Source organism: Streptomyces sp. NPDC126497 (assembly GCF_040302425.1).
Taxonomy (GTDB): Bacteria; Actinomycetota; Actinomycetes; order Streptomycetales; family Streptomycetaceae; genus Streptomyces.
In genome coordinates this window covers 1-478 of record NZ_JBEORT010000030.1, presented here as the reverse complement: position 1 = coordinate 478, position 478 = coordinate 1, and the positions used below count along the sequence as shown (strand labels likewise).

The 478-nt window shown below is 77.6% G+C and carries 1 pseudogene; it reads right to left on the bottom strand.

Annotated elements, in window-relative coordinates:
* Positions 1–90: 90 nt before the first annotated feature.
* Positions 91–288 (bottom strand): annotated as a pseudogene (locus tag ABTY20_RS15500) (hypothetical protein); the annotation flags it as partial.
* Positions 289–478 lie beyond the last annotated feature (190 nt).

The following is a 478-nucleotide window of genomic DNA, read 5'->3' as shown; positions in this document are numbered from 1 at the left end:
CCGCGGGGGGGCCCGGCCTTCGGGGCCCCCCGGGGGCGGGCCCAGTCTGGGCCCCGGCACCGGGGGTCTCGTCGTGGACGCCCGTCGGGTCGACGGGTCCACCGCCGCCTGGTGGGCCTCCAGGAGGTGTTCCTGCGCCTTGAACCACGGCAGGAACCGGGCGCCCCCGCGCCAGCCGCAGGTGTCGCAACGGAGCGTCCGCTGTGCGCCGGCGCGCTGGACGCGCACGACGTACTCGCGGCCGTGCAGGTCCCAGCGGCTGACCTTGCTGACGTCGATCTGAGGCATGATCCCTCCGGCCGTCCGGTGTCCGCGGGGCGGTGCCGCCGTCGCGGTCTCCCCGTTCCTGTGGTTCTTGTGCCCCGGTTCGGGGACGACAAGGAGGGTGCGGCGGGGAGGAGGGCCGACGGCGGCCACCGGGCGTGCTCCGGTGGGACGGACCGCCGTGCTCCGGCACCGGCCCGGCGCGCGGCCGGTC